The 16,534-nt window shown below is 64.5% G+C and carries 17 protein-coding genes, 1 tRNA gene and 1 pseudogene; 14 read left to right on the top strand and 5 right to left on the bottom strand.

The window, feature by feature from the left end; translation table 11 throughout:
* On the bottom strand, window positions 1-1,149 hold a 1,149-nt coding region (locus tag AC1DTF_RS29645), incomplete at its 3' end, for an aldehyde dehydrogenase family protein (RefSeq protein ID WP_477476630.1).
* A 197-nt stretch (window positions 1,150-1,346) separates the two neighbouring features.
* Here AC1DTF_RS29645 and AC1DTF_RS29650 point away from each other — a divergent pair.
* The 9 genes from AC1DTF_RS29650 (at window position 1,347) to AC1DTF_RS29690 (ending at window position 8,636) form a co-directional block, all read left to right on the top strand.
* Window positions 1,347-1,958, top strand: a complete 612-nt coding sequence (locus tag AC1DTF_RS29650; protein ID WP_057167783.1) for a TetR/AcrR family transcriptional regulator — start codon at window positions 1,347-1,349, stop codon at window positions 1,956-1,958.
* Window positions 1,955-3,157: a cytochrome P450 gene (locus AC1DTF_RS29655; protein WP_477476631.1), complete on the top strand. Its 1,203-nt coding sequence runs from the start codon at window positions 1,955-1,957 to the stop codon at window positions 3,155-3,157. Before AC1DTF_RS29650 ends, AC1DTF_RS29655 begins: the two co-directional genes overlap by 4 nt.
* Window positions 3,158-3,169: 12 nt before the next feature.
* Window positions 3,170-3,997, top strand: coding sequence for an SDR family oxidoreductase (locus tag AC1DTF_RS29660; protein WP_477476632.1), 828 nt, complete (start codon window positions 3,170-3,172; stop codon window positions 3,995-3,997).
* Window positions 3,994-5,355, top strand: coding sequence for a cytochrome P450 (locus tag AC1DTF_RS29665; protein ID WP_477476633.1), 1,362 nt, complete (start codon window positions 3,994-3,996; stop codon window positions 5,353-5,355). Before AC1DTF_RS29660 ends, AC1DTF_RS29665 begins: the two co-directional genes overlap by 4 nt.
* Window position 5,356: 1 nt before the next feature.
* A complete protein-coding gene (locus AC1DTF_RS29670) occupies window positions 5,357-5,563 on the top strand; it encodes a ferredoxin (protein ID WP_057167787.1) in 207 nt (68 codons plus the stop codon).
* 12 nt (window positions 5,564-5,575) lie between these two features.
* Window positions 5,576-6,115: a nuclear transport factor 2-like protein gene (locus tag AC1DTF_RS29675; RefSeq protein ID WP_057167788.1), complete on the top strand. Its 540-nt coding sequence runs from the start codon at window positions 5,576-5,578 to the stop codon at window positions 6,113-6,115.
* Window positions 6,116-6,211: 96 nt separating this feature from the next.
* Complete coding sequence (locus tag AC1DTF_RS29680) at window positions 6,212-7,345, top strand: NDMA-dependent alcohol dehydrogenase (RefSeq protein WP_057167789.1); 1,134 nt, start codon at window positions 6,212-6,214, stop codon at window positions 7,343-7,345.
* 18 nt (window positions 7,346-7,363) lie between these two features.
* The gene (locus AC1DTF_RS29685; RefSeq protein WP_057167852.1) at window positions 7,364-7,783 is read left to right on the top strand and encodes a nuclear transport factor 2 family protein; all 420 of its coding nucleotides are present in this window, start codon (window positions 7,364-7,366) and stop codon (window positions 7,781-7,783) included.
* A 4-nt stretch (window positions 7,784-7,787) separates the two neighbouring features.
* Entirely contained in the window at window positions 7,788-8,636 is an 849-nt protein-coding gene (locus AC1DTF_RS29690; protein WP_477476634.1) for an SDR family NAD(P)-dependent oxidoreductase, read from the top strand.
* Window positions 8,637-8,642: 6 nt separating this feature from the next.
* On the opposite strand, the gene AC1DTF_RS29695 is transcribed toward AC1DTF_RS29690, so the two are convergent.
* A complete protein-coding gene (locus tag AC1DTF_RS29695; protein WP_477476635.1) occupies window positions 8,643-9,599 on the bottom strand; it encodes an acyl-ACP desaturase in 957 nt (318 codons plus the stop codon).
* Window positions 9,600-9,779: 180 nt separating this feature from the next.
* Between AC1DTF_RS29695 and AC1DTF_RS29700 the strand changes: the two genes are divergently transcribed.
* Window positions 9,780-10,184 (top strand): HIT family protein, encoded by a 405-nt coding sequence (locus tag AC1DTF_RS29700; protein ID WP_477476636.1) that lies wholly within the window; start codon window positions 9,780-9,782, stop codon window positions 10,182-10,184.
* Here AC1DTF_RS29700 and AC1DTF_RS29705 read toward each other — a convergent pair.
* Window positions 10,172-11,662 (bottom strand): sensor histidine kinase, encoded by a 1,491-nt coding sequence (locus AC1DTF_RS29705; RefSeq protein WP_477476637.1) that lies wholly within the window; start codon window positions 11,660-11,662, stop codon window positions 10,172-10,174. The genes AC1DTF_RS29700 and AC1DTF_RS29705 overlap by 13 nt on opposite strands.
* A 9-nt stretch (window positions 11,663-11,671) precedes the next feature.
* Window positions 11,672-12,400 (bottom strand): response regulator transcription factor, encoded by a 729-nt coding sequence (locus AC1DTF_RS29710; protein ID WP_477476638.1) that lies wholly within the window; start codon window positions 12,398-12,400, stop codon window positions 11,672-11,674.
* 92 nt (window positions 12,401-12,492) lie between these two features.
* Between AC1DTF_RS29710 and AC1DTF_RS29715 the strand changes: the two genes are divergently transcribed.
* From AC1DTF_RS29715 to AC1DTF_RS29730, 4 genes and pseudogenes are all read left to right on the top strand, one after another.
* Window positions 12,493-13,524, top strand: coding sequence for a hypothetical protein (locus AC1DTF_RS29715; RefSeq protein ID WP_477476639.1), 1,032 nt, complete (start codon window positions 12,493-12,495; stop codon window positions 13,522-13,524).
* Window positions 13,525-13,542: 18 nt separating this feature from the next.
* Window positions 13,543-13,617: transfer RNA gene (locus AC1DTF_RS29720), tRNA-Thr, on the top strand.
* Between the two features lie 47 nt (window positions 13,618-13,664).
* Window positions 13,665-14,063, top strand: coding sequence for an HNH endonuclease (locus tag AC1DTF_RS29725; RefSeq protein WP_477476641.1), 399 nt, complete (start codon window positions 13,665-13,667; stop codon window positions 14,061-14,063).
* Between the two features lie 49 nt (window positions 14,064-14,112).
* Window positions 14,113-14,496 (top strand): annotated as a pseudogene (locus AC1DTF_RS29730) (HNH endonuclease signature motif containing protein); the annotation flags it as partial.
* Window positions 14,497-15,522: 1,026 nt separating this feature from the next.
* Here AC1DTF_RS29730 and AC1DTF_RS29735 read toward each other — a convergent pair.
* Window positions 15,523-16,167, bottom strand: coding sequence for a Pr6Pr family membrane protein (locus tag AC1DTF_RS29735; protein ID WP_477476640.1), 645 nt, complete (start codon window positions 16,165-16,167; stop codon window positions 15,523-15,525).
* Between the last annotated feature and the right edge of the window lie 367 nt (window positions 16,168-16,534).

Raw genomic sequence — 16,534 nt, forward strand, 5'->3', positions numbered from 1 at the left:
GTCCAGTCCGGCAATGACGGTCGGTTCGATGAAGAAACCGGTGTCCAGGTCGGCCGGGCGCCCGCCGCCGCAGGCGAAGCGGCCGCCCTCGGCGATCGCGGAGTCCAGATAACCCTGGATACGGTCACGCTGGCGCGCCGAGATCACCGGGCCACACACGGTGCGCTTGCTGTTGGGGTCACCCGGCTTGATTCCGCCGAGCGTGGCCGCGGCGGCCTCGACGGCCGCGTCGTACTTGGCCCGCGGGACGACCAGGCGGGTGGTGATCGCGCAGCCCTGCCCGGCGTGCATGGCGACGGTGAAGGCCGCCATGGCGCAGGCGCCGCCCATGTCGGCGTCATCGAGCACGATGAAGGCGGACTTGCCGCCCAGTTCCAGGAAGACCTTCTTGATGGTCACCGCCGAGTCGGTCATCACGGCCCGGCCGGTGTTGGTCGATCCGGTGAACGAGACCATGTCCACCCGGGGGTCCTTGGACAGCAGCGCACCGACACCGTGGTCATCGGAGGTGACGATGTTGATGACGCCGGCGGGGAAATCGGTGTGCTCGGCGATGATCTCGCCGAGTACGGCGGCCACCCACGGGGTGTCCGGGGCGGGCTTGAGGATCAGCGTGTTGCCTGCGGCCAGCGCCGGGCCGACCTTGGCCAGGTTGATCTGGTGCGGGAAGTTCCACGGGGTGATGGCGCCGACGACGCCGACGGCTTCCCGCGCGACGACGCGGTTGGTCGGAATGCCCTGCGGTGTCGCGTATCCCAGATCCGACCGCCATGCATAGTTCTCGGCGGTGTCGGCGGAGAACGCCAGATCGTCGATCGGGCCCTCCAGCTGCGCACCGGAGGTCAGCATGCGTGGAGCACCCACCTCGCTGATCGTCAGCTCCCGTAGATCCTCCAGGTTCGCCTGCAGCGCTTCGCGAAGCTGGCGCAGGCAGCGCACCCGCAGTTCGGTGTTGGTGGACCAATCGGTCTCGTCGAAGGCGGCGCGGGCGGCGCCGATGGCCGCGCCCATGTCTGCCTCGTCGGCGTTGGCCGCGACACCCAGGACCTCTTCGGTGGCGGGGTTGACCGTCTCGAAGGTCCCCCCGCTTCCGGCGACGAGCTTGCCGTCTATGAACAACCGGCTCTCGCGATCCGCCAGAATCGACATCCCACTCCTAGGTTTTGGTGACCCATATTCTCTGGACAAGTGTCCGACAACAATCCACCGCACCATAACCTCACCCGCGCGGCGGTGGCAAGGCCGGACCTCTCCCGCACGCGCTCCGCCATCGGATCGATGCTGCTGTACTGGGAATTTCGGGCGATCGCTTGCCCATCGACGACCCTTTCCGATAACTTGGACATGTGTCCAGCGATTCGGTGGTTGCCGTCACAGCCAAGACAGACGGCGAGCCAGTGGAAACGCCGCGCAACCGGCGGCAGGAAGAAACCTTCCGCAAGGTGCTCGCGGCGGGCGTCGAGATGCTGCGCGAATCGTCCTACGCCGATCTCACGGTCCGCGCCGTCGCGGCCCGCGCCAAGGTCGCGCCGGCCACCGCCTACACGTACTTCTCGTCCAAGAATCATCTGATCGCCGAGGTCTACCTCGACCTGGTCAAGCAGGTGCCCTATTTCACCGATGTCAACGACTCGATGACCACGCGCGTCGACAAGGCGGTACGCGCCCTGACCATGGTCGTCGCCGATGAACCCGAGGTCGCCGCCGCTTGCACCACCGCCCTGCTGGGCGGAGGCAGCGACCCCGCCGTGCGCACCGTCCGTGACCGTATCGGCGCCGAGATCCACAAGCGCATCCGTTCGGCGGTCGGCCCCGATGCCGATCCACGCATCGTCTCAGCCCTGGAGATGACGTTTTTCGGAGCGCTTGTCAACGCCGGTAGCGGCGCGTTCACCTACCACCAGATAGCCGACCGGCTCACGTATTCGGTCAGCCTCATGCTCGGAGAGAACCGTTGAGCCTCGAAACAGCCCCACCGATACTCGATCCCTACGATTACGACTTCCACGAAGACCCGTACCCGTACTACAAGCGACTGCGCGACGAGGCCCCGCTCTATCACAACGAGCAGCGCAACTTCTGGGCGCTGTCGCGGCACAAGGACGTGGTGGCCGGCTTCCGGAACAGCGTCACATTGTCCAACAAGCATGGCGTGGCGCTTGATCCGATCTCCCGCAATGACGAGGCCCACCGGGTGATGTCGTTCCTGGCCCTCGACGATCCCGGCCATCTGCGGCTGCGCACGCTGGTCTCCAAGGGGTTCACCCCGCGGCGCATCCGCGAGCTCGAAGGCCGGGTCACCGAAATCGCGCACCAGCACCTGGATGCGGCACTGCAGAACCCCTCCTTCGATTACGTCGACGAGTTCGCGGGCAAGCTCCCGATGGATGTCATCTCCGAACTGATGGGGGTGCCCGACGAGGACCGGGTCCGGATCCGGGCGCTGGCCGACGGCGTGATGCACCGCGAGGACGGCGTCGCCGATGTGCCCACCTCGGCCATCGAGGCCTCCGGTGAACTGCTGGTCTACTACGCCGATATGGTCAAGCAGCGCCGCAAGAACGTCTCCGACGATCTGACCTCGGCACTGGTGGAGGCCGAGATCGACGGGGACAAGCTCACCGACGACGAGATCATGGCGTTCCTGTTCCTGATGGTGGTCGCGGGCAATGAGACCACCACCAAACTCCTTGCCAATGCCGCCTTCTGGGGCTACAAGAATCCCGACCAGCTGGCCCCGGTGTTCGACAACCACGACCTGGTCACCCCGTGGGTCGAAGAGACGCTGCGCTATGACGCCTCCAGCCAGATCCTGGCCCGCGCGGTCGTCGAAGACCTCACCTTCTATGACACCGTGGTCCCCAAAGACGATGTGCTGGTCCTGCTGATCGGCTCGGCGAACCGCGACGAGCGCGTCTTCGAGAACCCCGACGAATACCGCATCGACCGCGAAATCGGTCCGAAGCTGGTGAGTTTCGGCAGTGGCGCCCACTTCTGCCTCGGTGCGCATCTCGCGCGCATGGAGGCCCGGGTCGCACTGACCGAGTTGTTCAAGCGAATCCGCGGATATGAGGTCGATGAGGCCAACGCCGTCCGCGTCCACTCCAGCAGCGTGCGCGGATTCGCCCATCTCCCGATCACCGTCCAGCTCCGCTGAAAGGCCCGCTGCATGCCTCGTTTTGAACCCCTACCCGACCGTCGTCCCGCCCTGGTCGCCGGCGCCTCCTCCGGTATCGGCGAGGCGACCGCGATCAGGCTCGCCCGCAAGGGTTTCCCGGTGGCGCTCGGTGCCCGCCGGGTGGAGAAGCTCGATGAGATCGTCGGCCAGATCCGCGCCGACGGCGGCGAAGCGATCGCCGTGCACCTCGATGTCACCGATCCGGATTCGGTGAAGGCCGCCGTCGAGCAGACCACCTCCGAACTCGGCGATATCGAGGTCCTGGTGGCCGGCGCCGGCGACACCTACTTCGGCAAGCTGGACTCGATCAGCACCGAGCAGTTCGATTCACAGATCCAGATCCATCTGGTCGGCGCCAACCGGGTGGCCTCCGCGGTGCTGCCCGGGATGATCGAGCGCCGTCGCGGTGACCTGATCTTCGTGGGATCCGATGTCTCGCTGCGCCAGCGGCCACACATGGGCGCCTACGGTGCGGCCAAGGCCGCCCTTGTGGCGATGGTCAACAACTATCAGATGGAACTGGAAGGCACCGGCGTGCGCGCGTCGATCGTCCATCCCGGCCCGACCAAGACCTCCATGGGCTGGAGCCTGCCCGCCGAGCTGATCGGCCCCGCGCTCGAGGACTGGGCCAAGTGGGGGCAGGCACGCCACGACTACTTCCTGCGCGCGGACGACCTCGCTCGTGCCAYCGCGTTCGTCGCCGAGACGCCCCGCGGCGGCTTCATCGCGAACATGGAGCTCCAGCCCGAGGCTCCGCTGGCCGACGTCACCGACCGCCAGAAGCTCGCCCTCGGCGAAGAAGGGATGCCTGCGACATGAGCGACCTCAAAGAGGTGGAACGCGTTTCGGGTGGCGAGGCCGAGGAGCACGGCCACCTGGAAGAGTTCCGCACCGACCCCATCGGACTGATGTGGCGCATCCGCAACGAATGCGGGGACGCCGGCTGGTTCCAGCTGGCCGACAAGCAGGTGGTGCTGCTGTCCGGCGCCGAGGCCAACGAGTTCTTCTTCCGCTCCAATGACAGTGAACTCAACCAGGCCGAGGCCTACCCCTTCATGACCCCGATCTTCGGCGAGGGTGTCGTGTTCGACGCCGATCCCGAACGCCGGGCCGAGATGCTGCACAACACCGCGCTGCGCGGCGAGCAGATGAAGGGCCACGCCGCGACCATCGAGAACGAGGTCAAGAAGATCATCGCCGACTGGGGCGACGAAGGCGAGATCGAGCTGCTGGACTTCTTCTCGGAACTGACGATCTACACCTCGACCGCCTGCCTGATCGGACTGAAGTTCCGCGAGCAGCTCGACAGTCGCTTCGCCCAGTACTACCACCAGCTGGAGCGTGGGACCGACCCGCTCTGCTACGTCGACCCGTACCTGGACATCGAGAGCTTCCGAATCCGCGACGAGTCGCGCGTCAAACTGGTTGCGCTGGTGCAGGAGATCATGAACGGGCGGATCGCCAACCCGCCCACGGACAAGAGCGATCGCGACCTGCTCGACGTGCTGGTCTCCATCAAGGATGAAGAGGGCAATCCGCGCTTCACCGCCAACGAGGTCACCGGCATGTTCATCTCGCTGATGTTCGCCGGCCACCACACCAGTTCGGGCACCTCGTCGTGGACGCTGATCGAACTGCTGCGCCACCCCGACTTCTACGCGCAGGTCCAGACCGAACTCGACGAGCTCTACGCCGACGGCCAGGAGGTGAGTTTCCATGCGCTGCGCCAGATCCCCAAGATCGACAACGCACTCAAGGAGACCCTGCGCCTGCATCCGCCGCTGATCATCCTGATGCGGGTCGCCCAGGACGAATTCGAAGTGGCCGGCCATCCGATCCACAAGGGCCAGATGGTGGCCGCCTCCCCGGCGATCTCCAACCGGATCCCCGAGGACTTCCCGGATCCGGATGCCTTCGACCCGAGCCGGTATGAGAAGCCGCGCCAGGAAGATCTGATCAACCGGTGGACCTGGATCCCGTTCGGCGCGGGTAAGCACCGCTGCGTGGGCGCCGCGTTCGCGCAGATGCAGATCAAGGCGATCTTCTCGGTGCTGCTGCGCGAGTACGAGTTCGAGCTGTCGCAGCCGCCGGAGAGCTACCAGAACGACCACTCGAAGATGGTGGTGCAGTTGGCGCAGCCGGCCAAGGTACGCTACCGCAAGCGCGTCAAGGCCTGAGATGGGCTGCTACCGGATAGAACTCGACGAGGACCTGTGTCAGGGCCACGCCATGTGCGAGCTGGAGGCACCAGACGTGTTCAAGGTGCCCAAACGCGGTGTCGTCGAGATCCTCGACCCCGAACCCCCTGACGAGCTCCGCGATGCCGTGGAGCTGGCTGTCGACATGTGTCCCACCCGAGCCCTGACCCTGATTGAAAAAGACTAGGAGAGAATGACAATGGCGTCACGCGAACAACTCGAAGACTGGGTCCAGCGCTGGCTCAAGGCCAACCAGGACGCAGAAGCAGCCGGCGACTGGAAGCCGATGGCGGAGTTCTACACCGAGGACGCCACCTACGGCTGGAACATCGGCCCCAAGGAGGACGTCATGTGCGTCAACCGCGACGAGATCCGCGACGTCGCACTGGGCCTGGAGATGGAAGGCCTGGAGAACTGGGTCTACGAGTACCAGAAGACGCTCATCGACGAGAAGCAGAACGAGATCGTCGGATTCTGGAAGCAGATCGCCAACAAGACCGACGGCACCCGTGACGAGATCTACGGCATCGGCGGCAGCTGGTTCCGGCTGAACGACGAGCTGCTCATCGAATGGCAGCGCGATTTCTTCGACTTCGGGCACGTCCAGAAGGCATTCCTGAAGCTCATCGAATCCGGTGACCTCACCCCCACCATGCAGAAGCGCATCGAACGTTCGCTGGCCGGCGAGAAGCTGCCCGGCTACTACCCGCTGGGTCAGGCGCCCGTCCCGATCTGGTGAAAACCCGGCCAAGCAGTTGATTGGGGGTGGCTGTGACGCACGTAACTAATGGCTCTAGTCTGGGGGCATCGAAGCTCTAGTGGAAGGCACATGCGGATGAAGACCAAAGGCGCTCTCATCAGGGAGTTCAACCAGCCCTGGGCGATCGAGGAGATCGAGATCGGTGACCCCCGCAAGGACGAGGTCAAGATCCAGATGGAAGCCTCGGGCATGTGCCACTCGGATCACCACCTGGTGACCGGTGGCATCCCGATGGCCGGCTTCCCGGTGCTCGGCGGTCACGAGGGCGCGGGCGTCGTCACCGAGGTAGGCCCCGGCGTCGAGCACATCGCCCCGGGCGATCACGTGGTGCTGTCGTTCATCCCGTCCTGTGGTGAATGTCCGTCGTGTCAGGCCGGCATGCGCAACCTGTGCGATCTGGGTGCCGGGCTCCTCGGTGGCGCGTCGGTCTCCGACGGTTCCTTCCGGGTRCAGACCGTCGCCGACGGCGCGGATGTCTACCCGATGACCCTGCTGGGCACCTTCAGCCCGTACATGGTGGTGCACAAGAGCTCGGTCGTGAAGATCGATCCGTCCATCCCGTTCGAGGTCGCCTGCCTGGTGGGTTGCGGTGTCACGACCGGCTACGGCTCGGCGGTCCGCAATGCCGACATCCGCCCCGGTGAGGATGTCGCCATCGTCGGCGTCGGCGGTGTGGGCATGTCCGCGCTGCAGGGCGCGGTCATCGCCGGTGCACGGCACGTCTTCGCGATCGACCCGGTCGAGTGGAAGCGCGATCAGGCGCTGAAATTCGGTGCTACCCACGTCTACCCGGACATCTTTGCCGCAATGGGCGGGATCGCCGAGACCACCCACGGCGGGATGGCCAAGAAGGTCGTCGTCACCGTCGGCGAGCTGCACGGCGAAGATATCGACAACTACCTGGCCATCACCTCCAAGGGCGGCACCTGCGTGCTGACCGCCATGGGCGGGCTGATGGACAACCAGGTGACGCTGAACCTGGCCATGCTGACCCTGCTGCAGAAGAACCTGCAGGGCACCATCTTCGGCGGCGGCAATCCGCATCACGACATCCCGCTGCTGCTGTCGATGTACAAGGCCGGCCGCCTCAACCTCGACGACATGGTCACCCGCCAGTACAAGCTCGAACAGATCAATGACGGCTACAAGGACATGCTGGAGGGTCGCAACATCCGCGGCGTGATCCGCTACACCGACGCGGATCGGTAGAACGCGGTGACCGAGACGATGGAAATGTCTCCCGTTGTCGCAGCGTCACAAAACTCGTGGCGCTGCGTGCAGTCCGGTGACCGGGAGGGATGGCTGGCGCTGATGTCGGAGGACATCGTCGTCGAGGACCCGATCGGTGAGGCCGTCACCAACCCGGACGGCACCGGGGTGCGGGGTAAGGAAGCGCTGGCCGCGTTCTACGACGCGAACATCGGTCCCAACACCCTGACGATCACCTGCGAGGAGACGTTCCCGTCGAGCTCGCCGACCGAGATCGCCTACATCCTGGTGTTGCGCACCGAGTTTCCGAACGGCTTCACCGCCACCGTGCGCGGCGTGTTCACCTATCGGGTCGATGACGCCGGTCTGATCACGAACCTGCGCGGGTACTGGAACATGGATGCCATGACGTTCGCCGAGGGAGAGAAAGCCGATTAGTGGATTGCTCGCCGGCCGCGCCGCGGTCGTGGTCGGCGGCACCCGCGGTATCGGACTCGCGGTCGCCGAACTGCTCGCCGCCCAGGGCGCGCGGGTGGTTGTCAACGGTCGCGACCCGGACGCGGTGCACGAAGCCGCCCAGCGTGTTTCGGGTATCGGTCACGCCGGCTCCCCGGCCGATCCACAGGTCGCCGACGCACTGGTGGATGCCTGTGTCACCGAGTTCGGCAGCATCGACATCCTGATCAACTGTGCGGGCACCGCAGAACCGTCCGGCTCCTCGATCCTGACGGTGAGCAGTGCCGATTTCCGCGAACTGCTCGACGCCCATCTGGTCACCGCGTTCGAGGTCGCCAGGGCGGCCGCCCCGCACATGGTGGCGCAGCGGTCCGGGACGATCGTCAACACCAGCTCGTTCGCGTTCCTCGGCGATTACGGCGGCACCGGTTACCCGGCGGGCAAGGGCGGCGTCAACGGCCTCACCCTGGCCATCGCGGCCGAACTCAAGGCCCACAATGTGCGAGCCAATGTGGTCTGCCCCGGTGCGAAGACCCGGCTGTCGACCGGTGCCGATTACGAACAGCACGTCACCGAGCTCAACCGCCGCGGGCTGCTCGACGACGTGAGCCTGCAGGGCGCCCTGGACGCCGGCCCGCCCGAGTACGTCGCCCCCACCTACGCCTATCTGGCCAGCGATCTGGCCATGGACGTCACCGGTCGGATCTTCATCGCCGCGGGCGGTTTCGTCGGTGAGTTCACCCGCCCCGCACCAGGTTTCATCGGCTACCGGGACCACCACGACACCGCCCCGTACACCGTCGACGAGGTGCACGGCCTGATCGGCAAGCGGTAGACCAGCTCAGCTGGCCCGCAGCTCGCGCCTGGCCGCTTCACGGGCGAGCAGCCGATCGCGCTGCTCCTCGAACCGCACGACATTGACGGCCAGGCCCTCCAGGAACGTCGCCAGCTGCTCGCGGCGGGCCTCGCCCGTGGCGCTCAAGTCCGTCCGATCGAAGATCCGCCATTTGCGCAGCACCGGCATCACCACTTCGTCCATGTGCTGGCGCAGGTCATAGATACCGTGCTTGGCCATCATCACCCCGTTGCGCCGGAAGTCGGGCATGCCCTGCCCGGGCATCCGGAAGTTCTCCACCACCGAGGCGATCGCCTCCAGCGCCTGATCCGGCGAAAGATCAAGGGCCGCATCACAGATATTGCGGTAGAAGACCATGTGCAGGTTCTCGTCGGCGGCGATCCGGCCCAGTAGCCGGTCGGCGATGGGGTCGTCGCAGACCTTTCCGGTGTTGCGGTGRCTCACCCGGGTGGCCAGCTCCTGGAACGTCACATAGGAGACCGACATCAGGAAATCCGAATCGTGCTTGGCCAGTTCCTCTTTGGTGGCCGCGAACCCGTTGGTCACGTGCTCCATCCGGGCCCGCTCCAGCGCACCCAGGTCGACGGCGCGGGTGACGACGAGATAATCACGCAGGGCGATACCGTGCCGGTTCTCTTCGGCGGTCCAGCGATTCACCCAGGCGCCCCAGGGACCATCCTGGGAGAAGCTGCCCGACGCCTGGCGGTGGTAGGACGGCAGGTTGTCCTCGGTGAGCAGGTTGGTGATCATCGCTGCGCGCGCCACCTCGCCCAGCGACGACTGCTCGGGATGCCAGTCCGCGCCGCCGGTGGCCGCGAAATTGCGGCCCTCCTGCCACGGCACATAGTCGTGCGGATACCAGTCTTTGGTGGTCTCCAGATGCCGGTTCAGGTTGTCCGCGGCAATCGGCTCGAGCTCGTGCAACAGCACGGCATCTGTCATCGGCTTCTGCATGAGCCAGAACATCCCGTCGGTATCGTCCAGGTCGCCCGTGAGGGCTACGGATTCCCGAGTTGTGGCTCCGGCACGTCGGTTTCTGCGGAGTGCGCCTAGGTGGCGGTCAAGATCAGCATAAATGGCGCGGCCGTGAATTGGCTGAGCGACCCGCCTATGCTCGACCACATGGCGACCGTATTCACCATGATCATCAACGGCGATATCCCGGGGCGATTCGTCTACGAGGACGACGAAATCGTCGCGTTCCTGACCATCGAACCGATGACGCAGGGCCACACGCTGGTGGTACCGCGCGAAGAGGTGGACAACTGGCAGGACCTCGACCCCGCCCTGTTCGGCCGGGTGATGGCCGTATCGCAGCGCATCGGCAAGGCGGTGTGCAAGGCGTTCGACACCGAACGGTCCGGTGTGATCATCGCCGGCCTGGAGGTCCCGCACCTGCACGTGCACGTGTTCCCGGCGCGCAACCTCAGCGATTTCGGTTTTGCTTCCGTCGATCGCAATCCGTCACCGAAGTCCCTGGACGAGGCGCAGGCCAAGATCAAGGCCGCGCTGGCTCAGCTGGGCTGAGCCGCGACGTCGACGATCCTGGGCAAGCTGACCCGGAACCGGCAGCCGTGCCCGGGTGCGGTGTCCACCGATACCGCACCGCCGTGCGCCTCGACCAGCGAGTCGACGATCGACAGGCCCAGCCCGAATCCTCCACTGGAACGGGTCCGTGACGAGTCCGCGCGGTAGAAGCGCTCGAAAACCCGTTGAGCATCTTCGGCATTCATACCGGGACCCTCATCGCAGACTTCCAGCACCGCGTCGTCCTCGTCGGTACCCACCCGGACCGTGATCCCCGCCGACGGCGGAGTGTGCTGCACGGCATTGGACATCAGATTGCTGAACACCTGCCGCAGACGCGCTTCGTCGCCGAGCACCTCGGGGGTGCCCGGGCCGTCGAACACCTCCATCCGGATCTTGCGCTCCGGCGCGACCGTCTGCGCGTCGTGCACCGCATCGCTGGCCAGCGCCAGCAGATCGACCCGGCGCTGATCCAGCGGGCGCTGCTCGTCGAGGCGGGCCAGCAGCAGCAGGTCCTMCACGAGCAGGCCCATCCGGCCGGCCTCGCTCTCGATGCGGCCCATCAGCATCTCGGTATCGCGGGCCGCACCCTGGCGGTACAGCTCGGCGTAGCCGCGGATGGTGGTCAGCGGGGTCCGCAGATCGTGGCTGGCGTCACCGACGAACCGCCGCATCCGCTCCTCAGATTGGCGCGCCATCTCCGCGGACTGCGCCGAGGACGCCATCGCGCGCTGGATCTGCGCCAGCATCCCGTTCAACGCCAGGGACAGCCGGCCCACCTCGGTACGCGGATCACGTTGCGGCACACGACGATCCAACTCGCCGGCGGCGATCGCGGCGGCGGTCTGCTCCACCTCCGCCAGCGGGCGCAGGCTGCGGCGCACCACCGCGTAACCGACCACCCCGAGCACCAACAGCACGGCGGCTCCGATGGCGAACTGCGACCAGATCAGGGCGCGCATGGTGGATTCGACCTCGGTGAGGTCGATCGCGACGGTGGTCAGTGTCCCGTTCGATCCACGGACCGTGACGGCCCGCCACTCGATCCCGGAGGCGTCATCGGAGCCGACGGTCACCGGATTCGGGCCGACATCGTTGTTCGCCGGCAGTGCCGGATCGGTGGCGCCGCTCTTGACGGCCAGCCGCACGCTGCCGTCGGCGTCGGTGCCGCGCACGTAGAAGGTCGACGGCGGATAGGCCGGGCTGGGGTCGGGGGCGATGGTGAGCGCGTTCATCGGCGCCCGCGCCCAGCCGCCGGATGCCTCCAGCAGGGTCTGGTCGATCCGCTGGATCTCGGTGTGCCGCATCAGAGAGGTGACCGCCACCCCCGACGCGAGCAGGCCCAGGCCGACCAGGACCAGAGTGGCCGCGACCAGACCGACCCGCAGCGGAACTCCGCCTGCGAGTTTTCCCCCGTCGCTTCGCTCGCTCGGACGCGTTTCCTCGTCGCTCCGCTCGTGCGCGTGCCCCTTGGTCATCCCCCGCGACTAGCGCGGTTCGCGCAGGACGTAGCCCACGCCTCGCAGCGTGTGCAGCAATCGTTTGTCGCCGGTGTCGATCTTGCGGCGCAGATAGGAGACGTAGGACTCCACGACGTTGACGTCACCGCCGAAGTCGTAGCGCCACACGTGGTCGAGGATCTTCGGTTTGCTGAGCACGGTGCCCGCGTTGATGACGAAATAGCGCAACAGGGTGAACTCGGTGGGCGACAGCGACACCGGCTCGCCGGCCTTCCACACCTCGTGGGTCTCCTCGTCGAGTTCGATGTCGGCGAAGGACAGCCGGGCGTTGCGGGGCTCCTCGACGCYGCGGCCGACGCGCCGCAGGATGACGCGCAACCGCGCCACCACCTCTTCCAGGCTGAACGGCTTGGTGACGTAGTCGTCGCCGCCGAGGGTCAGGCCGGTGATCTTGTCCTGCAGGTTGTCGCGGGCGGTGAGGAACAACGCGGGGGCGTCGATACCGTCGGCGCGCATCCGGCGCAGCACGCCGAAGCCGTCCATGCCGGGCATCATCACGTCCAGGATCACCGCGTCAGGGCGGACTTCACGGGCCTTGTCCAGCGCATCGGTGCCGCTGGAGGCGGTGTGCACCTCGAAACCCTGGAATTTCAGGCTCACCGAGAGCAGCTCGACGATATTGGTCTCGTCGTCGACGACGAGCACCCGCGCCTCGGGGATGCTGTCCGCTGATTCCGAAATCGCCGCCATTGCCATCCCTATACAGTCCTCCCTTTGCATGAAGCGAAGCTGCGTAGTAGTTGTGAACTTGCTGAGAATGCGGTTCCGCGTCGCCCTAGACTGACGGCATGAACCTGGCCAACTCGATCGTGCAGGTTGCTACGGCCCCGGTGCGGGTCGGGCTCGCCGTCGCCGATCTGGGTCTCAACATCGCAGGTGGCACCCTCAAGGTGGTCCAGCGGTCGCTTTCGGAGACCAACCCGTCCGGCGGCACCTCCTCCTTTGCCGCAATGCTGGGCATCGACGACGCCGTCGACCGGGCGAACCGGCTGGCGCGGCTGATGGACGACGATGCCCCGCTAGGCCGCGCACTGGCCCCGGAAGGCCCACTCAACCAGCTGCTCCGCCCGGGCGGCCTGGTCGATCAGCTCACCGCTCCCGGCGGACTGCTGGACCGGCTCAATGCCCAGAGTGGACCGGTCGCGCGGGCACTGGCCCCGGACGGCCTGATCGATCAGGTGACCGCCGAGGGCGGGCTGGTGGACCGGCTGACCGTCGAAGGCGGCGTCGTCTCGCGGGTGATCGCGCCGGGCGGGCTGGCCGACCGGCTGCTGTCCGACGAGGGCCTGGTGGAGCGGGCGCTGCGCGAGGACGGTGTCGCCGAACAGCTGCTCTCCGAAAACGGGCCGGTGGGTCGCGCCCTGGCCAAGGGGGGACTCGTCGACCAGATCACCGCCGAGGGCGGCCTGATCGATCGCCTCACCACCGACAGCGGCGCGCTCTCCCGGGTGATCGCGCCCGGCGGACTGGCCGACCAACTGCTCGCCGACGACGGCCTGATCGAGCGGATCCTGCGCGAGAACGGCGTCGCCGACACCCTGCTGTCCGAGGGCGGCCTGCTGGACACCCTGACCGATCCGGACGGCCCACTGCTCAAGCTGGCCGACGTGGCCGACACCCTGAACCGGTTGGCACCCGGCCTGGAGGCGCTGGCGCCGACCATCGACGCGCTGCACGAGGCCGTCATCACGCTCAGCCAGGTGGTCAACCCGCTGAGCAATATCGCCGGGCGCATCCCGCTGCCGCGTCAGCGCAGCCGGCGCAGCAACAGCGGGCCGCGCGCCGTGGTCTCCGAACGGATCATCGACGAGGACCGCTAAGCTGTAGCGCGTTCCAACGCCTCCTTAGCTCAGTGGTAGAGCATTCGCCTTGTAAGCGAAATGTCATCGGTTCAATCCCGATAGGAGGCTCCACGGCGCATCGACTTGTCGGTGCTCGCCCGTAACTTTTGATCATGAGAATCTGCCTCGGCTGCGGCGCAACGCTTTCCAAGCGCAGCCAGAAAATATATTGCAATAACGCGTGCCAGGCGGTTGCCCGGCGCAATGCCAGTGTCAAGCTCTGGCTCGAGACCGGCGCAGCATGGGTTGGCAGCAGTCGCGGCCACTACGTGCGTACCTACCTCGCCGAGGCCCAATCAGGCTGTTGTGCCATATGTGGCGCATCGAGCACCTGGCAGGGTCTGCCGCTCACTTTGGTCGTAGACCATATCGATGGCAATCCCACCAACAACTGGCGCGACAACCTGCGCCTGGTCTGCCCGAACTGCGACTCCCAATTGCCCACCTACAAGAGCCGCAACCGGGGCAACGGGCGCGCCTTTCGCAGGCAGCGCTATGCCGACGGCAAGTCCTACTGAACGCTCACGCCGGCAATCGATGTCGGTGGGTGCACCTAAAATTCTGCCCATGAGGTTCTGCCAAGCCTGCGGCGCCGCACTGTCCAAGCGCAGCCAGAAGATCTACTGCGGCAATGCCTGTCAGGCGGCAGCACGCCGTAGTGCGAGCCCCAAACTGTGGCTGGAATTCGGGGAGGCCAAGTTCGCGGCGAGCGCGGAAATTACATCCGGTGCCACATTGCGGCTGAACAGGCAGGGTGCTGCGCGATTTGCGGTGGATCCACCATGTGGGCCGGCGTACCGCTGACGTTGGTGCTCGACCACATCGACGGCAACGCGGACAACAACCTGCGACTAGTCTGCCCGAACTGCGACTCGCACCTACCGACCTACAAGCAACCGCGGCAGCGGACGCGCCTTCCGCAGGCAACGCTATGCCGACGGCAAGTTGTATCAAGTGGCCGCTCACTACGAAAGTAGAGTGCGCCAGCCAACATCGTCAGAGACACTGCGAACGCGGCAGCCGAGAAGTAGTGCAACTGCACGGTGTCGTCGTCCTTAGTGCGGCTACCGAGGACCGCCTGGGCGCAGTACAGAACATAGCCGACCACGATAATTCCGAGCGCAAAAAGGTTTCTTGCCGTGCTCTCTTGCAAGAGCGCTAGCCAAACGACAGACACCAACATTGCCGCGGGGGTCCCCGTTAGAAATGTCAGGTAGACAGCTCGGTGCTTCCGCGACCCAGGAAGGCCGCAAGCGAAGAGAAATGCCAGAAGAGTCACAATGGCGCCGACCAGTTGCCACGTCAGAGCGAGCGGCTGACCTGCCTTCGCCTGTTCCAAGGTGTATGCGAACAAGTACAGGATCATCCCAGCGCCCATGAACGTAACGACGATTAGGTAGATCGCGTTAGTCAGCTGGTGTATGTGCCGAAGCGAAAAACCCTTGATCCCATCTACCCAGTCACTGTTGCCTTCCGTGATACTACGATCAAGCGCCGGGTATGCGTTTATCTGCTGCCACCGAACGTAGGCCAAGATGACCGCCGTCGTCATCGGAAGCACAATGTTGAATGCCGCCTCACTCTTGAACTCAACCGTGAAGGTATCGAAGCCGGGAGTCCGGTGACCCACCCAAATGAAAGCAGCTGTGGCTACGGCGCCAAAAATATTCGTTGCCAAATGCGAAACGAACCGATCTTTGGTAAAAACCCCTGGATCTCGCGATTCTTCTATTAAACCCGCGATTGGCGGCACCACCGCCAAAAGAACCAGCGCGAAAAAAACCACCAAAGGACTTACGTATAGAACAAGATGGTAGAGAGGAATGTTGAGGCTAGTGAAAAGCAGCGCTCCGATAGTACCAACGTATACCACAACACGCTGGAATGTTTGGGGCTGAGCCCTTGGCATTGCAAACTCAAAAAACGTTAGTAACGCTGCTTGCAACGCTACGCTCACTATCACAAAGGGGGTCAAGTTCACTGGCCCGAATACCTTCCCTGTAACTCTGCGGCCAATTCGGCAGATCGCAGCCTGGATTTGCTCTGCGCTAACTGCTTGCGGCGACTGCACGCCCGTCCGACGGTGCATAAAGCCAATGCGCAGCAGCAGAACACAACCGCAAGCGCCGTAACCGAAACAGCGACCATAAATGCCCCGGTTGCGCCTGGGTCCAAAAATGGGTACGGCATCGCCACACTCGTCAACCCCGAAATCAATCCGATGGTCGCGAAGTACAAGAGAGGCCAAGCGATCGAACCAAAGATCGCCCGCATGAGGCCAAGCCTAAACGCTCCCCTCACAAAGAAATCGATTACCACAAGCGCTGGCATAAGTAGATGAAAGAGAAAAGTTGCGATTCGGACCCAACTGTCGTCATAAGATTGGATCCATGTGCCGTTTTCCGATTGCGGCGCAATGATAACTGCAAACACGAACGCTGAGATGAGAACGCTTACCGTTGACGCGCACCGAGCGATCGCGAGCTTGTGAATATCATGTCCCACCAAAGTTGTGATCGACACCAGCGCTGCAAACAAACTTGAGTCGACCGTGAAATAGAGCAGCGGGAACGTAGAATCTGTGGTCTGAATAAATTGCAAGGTTGTCGCGACGGTTGACACCACAACAATGCCAACAGATACGCTTGATCGGCCCCGGTGAACCTTTGCCATGCTCTACTTAGGCACTTTCCTGTTATGTTTTCCGGTTGCAAGCCACTACCACAGATCGAGAGCTGCCGCCGATATCTACTTCGCCAAACCTTTAACGCAACGTGCAAATAAATATTTTCCTTTGCCAATTCGTGGTGGCCGGGCGCTGATGCAAACAGATGGCCGCTCGAAATTCACTAGACCCGCAGTGCCCCCCTTCCAGCCGGACGAGACTGTTTTAACCTCGACCTGCTGCGAGTTTTATAGCACCTCAGCCAATTTGACGCCACACGACGACTTGTAGCGCTTTCATTCGCAATTATTGCGCACTCAAGCC

The sequence above is a fragment of the Mycobacterium sp. P4_H6 genome (genome assembly GCF_056400845.1).

What these genes read in the sequence shown, in the direction of transcription:
- AC1DTF_RS29700 (WP_477476636.1), top strand. Translation starts at nt 9,780, where the DNA reads ATGGCGACCGTATTCACCATGATCATCAACGGCGATATCCCGGGGCGA.
- AC1DTF_RS29665 (WP_477476633.1), top strand. Translation starts at nt 3,994, where the DNA reads ATGAGCGACCTCAAAGAGGTGGAACGCGTTTCGGGTGGCGAGGCCGAG.
- AC1DTF_RS29670 (WP_057167787.1), top strand. Translation starts at nt 5,357, where the DNA reads ATGGGCTGCTACCGGATAGAACTCGACGAGGACCTGTGTCAGGGCCAC.
- AC1DTF_RS29685 (WP_057167852.1), top strand. Translation starts at nt 7,364, where the DNA reads ATGGAAATGTCTCCCGTTGTCGCAGCGTCACAAAACTCGTGGCGCTGC.
- AC1DTF_RS29715 (WP_477476639.1), top strand. Translation starts at nt 12,493, where the DNA reads ATGAACCTGGCCAACTCGATCGTGCAGGTTGCTACGGCCCCGGTGCGG.
- AC1DTF_RS29675 (WP_057167788.1), top strand. Translation starts at nt 5,576, where the DNA reads ATGGCGTCACGCGAACAACTCGAAGACTGGGTCCAGCGCTGGCTCAAG.